This window comes from Mycobacterium sp. (assembly GCF_035697385.1).
GTDB lineage: Bacteria > Actinomycetota > Actinomycetes > Mycobacteriales > Mycobacteriaceae > Mycobacterium.
In genome coordinates, this window is the sequence record NZ_DASSCY010000280.1 from 1 (window position 1) to 5,125 (window position 5,125).

A 5,125-nucleotide genomic window follows, 5' to 3' on the forward strand; every position below is an offset into this window, starting at 1 on the left:
GTTGCCACAGTGCCCGATTGGATGAGGCGGTCGACGTCGTCGGCGTCCATTCCGAGCCACTCGTTCAGGACTGCCGCGGTGTCGTCGCCGAGCGCGGGCGCGGGCACCGCCGGTGGGTAGGCGCCGTCGATCGAGATGGGGAGCCCAGGCGCCAGATATTCTCCGATCCGGGCCTGACTCAGCGGGGTGAACATCGGGTTCGCCGTGACTTTGTCCTCGCTGACCACCTCGGCGAAGCTGCGGTACCGGTCCCAGAGCACCGAGGTGGCCCCCAGTGCGGCGGTGATCTCCTCGGCTGTGTGCGCGGTGAACCACTCGGCGAAAAGGCCCGTGAGCGCTTCGCGGTGCCGGTACCGCTCCCCCTCGTCGGTGAAGTCAGCGCCCAACGAGTCGGCCAGCGCGGCAACGGCTTTCGTCGTCCCGGTGAGTTCGGTCAGGTCGCGGAAGTGCCGACCGGTCAGTGCGACGACCATGAAGGACACCCCGTCGCTGCTTGTGAAGTCTTGGCCGTAGGTGCCATACACCGAATTGCCTGTACGTTCTCGCGTGGTGCCGTTGATCATGGCCTCGGTGAAGAAGCTGAGATTGCCTGCCGTTGCCAGCGCCACGTTCTCGAGCGGAATACTGATCCGCTGACCTTGCCCGGTGACGTCGCGGTGCCGCAGGGCGGTGACGACGGCAAGTGCCGCGTAGATACCGCACGCGACGTCCCATGCAGGCAGGACGTGGTTGACCGGGGCGGCAAGCTCGGAGGGACCGGTCACCATGGGAAATCCGATGGCGGCGTTGACCGTGTAGTCGACGCCCGTTCCGCCGTCGGCGCGGCCGGACACCTCGACATGAATCAGGTCGGGCCGCAGCCGCGTCAGAGAGTCATACGAATGCCATTGCCGCCCAGCCACATTCGTCACCAGGACGCCGCTGTCGGCGATGAGGCGCTGCACCAGGTCTTGACCTTCCGCCGAGCGCAGGTCGGCCGCCACGGACCGCTTACCTTTGTTCAGCCCCGCCCAGTAGATGCTTTCGCCCTCGTCGGTGACCGGCCACCGGTGATAGTCGGCCGCGCCACCGATGGGATCGATCCGGATCACCTCCGCGCCGAGCTGAGCCAGCGTCATCCCGGCCAGAGGCACGGCGACAAAGCTGGAGATCTCGACGATTTTCACTCCGGCCAGCGGGCGGGCGGGATCGGGTGGGGCGGTCATTCGCTCAAGCTATCAAGCGCCGCCACGTGCGAGTTTGATCGCTGCGGCCTCTACGGTGTCCTCCGACAGCAATACCTCCAGCGCTGCGTCGCCCAACGGGATGAAGCTGTCCCTGCTCGCAACGCGCTGCAGCACGCCGGTGTAGCCGCCGTCGAGCAGTGCGGCGAGCACGCCTTCGCCGACACCCCCTGTCGCGCGGGTCTCGTCGACGATCAGCACGCGTCCCGTCGCGCCGGCCTCACGAATCATGTCCTCGACCGGCAGCGGCGCGAGCCATCTCAGGTCGACGACGCGGGCATGGATGTCGAGGTCCTCCAGTCTGCGCGCCACCCGCAGGCTCATGCGCAGTCCGTTGCCGAACGTGAGGATCGTCAGGTCGGCCCCGTCGCCGTAGGTGCGCGCGCGACCGATCGGAACACCGTCGGCCGGATAGGTGGCGAGCCAGCCCTCGTCGCCGTCGTCAAACAGATCGCGGGTGTGGTACAGCGCGATGGGCTCGAGGAAGATGCAGACAACGCCGGCCGCCTTCGCTGCGGCGGCACACACGCGCAGCATCGCAGCGGCGTCGTCGGGTCGTGCAGGAGAGGCGATCACAATTCCGGGAATGTCGCGGATCGCGGCGATGGAGTTGTCGTTGTGGAAATGGCCGCCGAATCCCTTCTGGTATCCGTAGCCGGCCACCCGGACCACCATCGGATTCCGGTACTGGCGGTCGGAGAAGAACTGAAGGGTCGCGCCTTCACCACGGATCTGGTCGGCGGCATTGTGAAGATATGCCAGGTACTGGATTTCGGGTATCGGTAGCAGTCCCGAGATCCCCGCTCCCAACGCGAGGCCGAGGATTGACTGCTCGTCGAGCAGCGTGTCGAACACCCGCGCCGAGCCGGCATTGCCAAGCAAGCCACGGGTGACACCGTAGACGCCTCCCTTGCGGGCGACGTCCTCGCCGAAAATCATCGCTTCCGGGTAGCGGTCCAGAATGTCTTGCAGGGCATGGTTTATCGCGAGAGCGACCGTCAATAGCCCATTGTGCTCGGAGCCGGCGGGCGCAGCGACGCCAACCGCGTCGTCGATGGCGCTCCGCAAAGGCGTCGTCACCTCGTCGGCGCTCTTGAGTTGGGCACGGTCGGAGACCTCGGCGGCAATCTCAATGACGTTGGTGCGCTTGGCCTCATAGCGCGCCAGCACCTCTGCAGGCGTCAGCACTCCCTCGGCGATCAACAGCTTCGCCGTGCACAGCACCGGATCCCTGTCGAAGTCGGCGGCGATCTCGGCAGGCCGGCGATAGGCGGGCTCGTAGTCGGAACCGGCATGACCCATCAAACGGACCATCCGCAGATGCAGGAACGCCGGCCGGCGATGGCTTCGTACCCAGGAGGCCGCGGCGGCCGCGGCATCGAACGTCGCGGCCAGATCCGAGCCGTCTGCCTCGAAATACCGCAGTCCGTCGCGGTTTCCGTACGTCTGCGCGATCCAGCCTCGCGGGGTCTTGACGCTGATGCCGATTCCGTTGTCCTCGCAGACGAACAGCAACGGCATCGGAACGCCCTGATATGCCGAGTGCAGCGCGGTGTTGATCGCGCCGACCGCTGTGGAGTGGTTCACCGACGCGTCACCAAAACTGCACACCGTAACGGCGTCGTCGGGCCATGCGCAGGCGACGCCAAGCTTCTTCGCGCGAGCGATGGAAAACGCAACACCCACCGCCCGCGGAAGATGCGAGGCGATGGTCGAAGTCTGCGGAATGATGTTCAGGTCTTTGCGACCGAACACCTTGTGCCGCCCACCGGCGATCGGCTCATCGGTGGCGGCCACCAGCCCGAGCAGCACATCGCGCAGCGGATCACCGCCGCCGACCTGGGCGGCGCGGGCCAGAAAGAAGCCGCCGGACCGGTAATGCAGCAGCGCCGGATCGGTGGGCCGCAGCGCGGCGGCGACTGCGGCGTTGCCCTCGTGCCCGGACGAGCCGATGGTGTAGTAGCCCTTGCCTTGTGACCGCAGCCAGCGGGCGGCGAGATCGAGATGTCGGCTGCCGAGCTGGGCGTCGAACAGCGACAACCAGTCCCGCACCGGTGGCTCGCTCGGTGAGCTGGCGGCCATCGCGGAGATGGAGGCGGTGAAGTAGTCGTCGATGGGTTCGGCCATCGCGTTCACCCCTCGATGACCAGGGCGCTGTCGCCCCTGCCGGTCAACAGGACGCCGCCGTCGCCGTCGATGATCACCCCCCGAACATAGGTCGAATAGGGTGTGGCGCCGTCGAAAATCTCCGTCTTGACCTCTTCGGCGAGGATGGATCGTCCGCCTTCGGTCCATTGGTAGCGGTAGACGGTCTTGGTCTCGCCCTGCCCAAGATCCTCCGATGCCACCTCGAGCTCGACGCCGTCGGGCTTGACGAGGCCGAGCGCGGTGAGCACCGATTCCGGCGCCGAACCCTGCAGTTCGACGGGGCGGGTCGTCTCGGGTCGAAGCGTTACGTCGGAGCCGTCGGCGAAGCGCACGAGCCGCCATTCGTCTTCAACGCCGCGGAGCAGGATCCGGTCGCCGCCGGGCAACAGCTCGGCGACCAGTACGTTCTCGTCGACGGAGACGGCCCGTGCCGAGGACACCTCGCCTAGCGCCGCCGCACGGCGCTGTAGCTCCGGCAGGTCCCACGGCCGCACTTTCCCGGCGAGATCGTTGTCGAGCAGCCAGCGGGCCGCGTTGGCTATCGCGCTGCGTATCGGTCCCTTGTGGCACCTGGGCGGAGGTGTTCCTGCGTCCTTCATCGCACGCAGCGAGGCGTGGACCCGCGGCATCAGGTCAACGTCGATCAAACGAGTTCGATGGCGTCGGCGATCGACGGCAGCACGCGGCTGGGCCGAAACGGGTACCGCTCGACCTCCTCGACGCTCGTCGACCCCGTCAGCACCAGGATGGTTTCCAGGCCCGCTTCGATGCCGGCGACGACGTCGGTGTCCATCCGGTCGCCCACCATCACGGTGTTCTCGGAATGCGCTTCGATTCTGTTCAGGGCGCTGCGGAACATCATCGGGTTCGGCTTGCCGACGAAGTAGGGTTCGCGGCCGGTGGCCTTGGTGATCATGGCCGCGACCGACCCGGTCGCCGGCATCGGTCCTTCTGCCGACGGCCCCGTCACGTCCGGGTTGGTGGCGATGAAGCGGGCACCGCCCAGAATCAGCCGGATCGCCTTGGTGATCGCGGTGAAGGAATACGTCCTGGTCTCGCCGAGCACGACGAAGTCGGGTTCTGTGTCGGTGAGCGTGTATCCGACTTCGTGCAACGCGGTGGTCAGGCCGGCCTCCCCGATCACGTAGGCCGAACCGCCGGGCAGCTGGTCGCCCAGGAACGTGGCGGTGGCCAGCGCTGACGTCCAGATCGAGGACTCTGGCACGGATAGACCGGATCGCAGGAGCCGGGCCGACAGGTCACGTGGCGTGAAGATCGAGTTGTTCGTCAACACCAGGAACGGCCGCTTCAGTTCGACCAAGCGCGCGAGGAACTCCGCGGCGCCCGGCAGGGCATGTTCTTCGCGGACGAGGACGCCATCCATATCGGTGAGCCAGCACTGCGGTGTGGAGCGCACGGGACCAGTCTGTCAGGCGGCGCAACTTTGGTCGCCCGATGCATAGGCTGACCCCATGGACGGCGTGTCGATGCGGCGTGCCACGGCTGCCGACCTGGCTGCTATTCAGCGACTGATCGCCGATGCGTACGCGAAGTACATCGTTCGGATCGGCAGGCCGCCTGCCCCCATGACGGCCGACTATGCCGCTGCTCTGCAGAATTCACGGGTCTGGGTGCTCCAGGAGCGTGACGCGCTCGTCGGAGCGATGGTGACCGAGGACCACAGAGACCACGTTCTGCTGGAGACTGTCGCCGTTGACACCCGTTCGCAGGGACGTGGTTTTGGACGACTGCTG

General features: G+C 66.6%; 5 protein-coding genes. 1 reads left to right on the plus strand and 4 read right to left on the minus strand.

The features are described from left to right. From VFH65_RS23625 to VFH65_RS23640, 4 genes are all read right to left on the minus strand, one after another. Positions 1 to 1,205, minus strand: a 1,205-nt coding sequence (locus tag VFH65_RS23625; protein WP_353324734.1) for a CoA transferase, incomplete at its 3' end; no start/stop codon positions are given. A gap of 12 nt (positions 1,206 to 1,217) precedes the next feature. Further along, positions 1,218 to 3,350, minus strand: coding sequence for a thiamine pyrophosphate-dependent enzyme (locus VFH65_RS23630; RefSeq protein ID WP_353324735.1), 2,133 nt, complete (start codon positions 3,348 to 3,350; stop codon positions 1,218 to 1,220). Positions 3,351 to 3,355: 5 nt separating this feature from the next. Beyond that, positions 3,356 to 4,000: a hypothetical protein gene (locus VFH65_RS23635; RefSeq protein ID WP_353324737.1), complete on the minus strand. Its 645-nt coding sequence runs from the start codon at positions 3,998 to 4,000 to the stop codon at positions 3,356 to 3,358. A gap of 14 nt (positions 4,001 to 4,014) precedes the next feature. Continuing rightward, a complete protein-coding gene (locus VFH65_RS23640; RefSeq protein WP_353324739.1) occupies positions 4,015 to 4,788 on the minus strand; it encodes an HAD-IIA family hydrolase in 774 nt (257 codons plus the stop codon). Positions 4,789 to 4,843: 55 nt separating this feature from the next. On the opposite strand from VFH65_RS23640, the gene VFH65_RS23645 reads away from it, so the two are divergent. Next, positions 4,844 to 5,125 (plus strand): GNAT family N-acetyltransferase (locus VFH65_RS23645; RefSeq protein WP_353324740.1); only part of this gene is annotated, 282 nt, incomplete at its 3' end.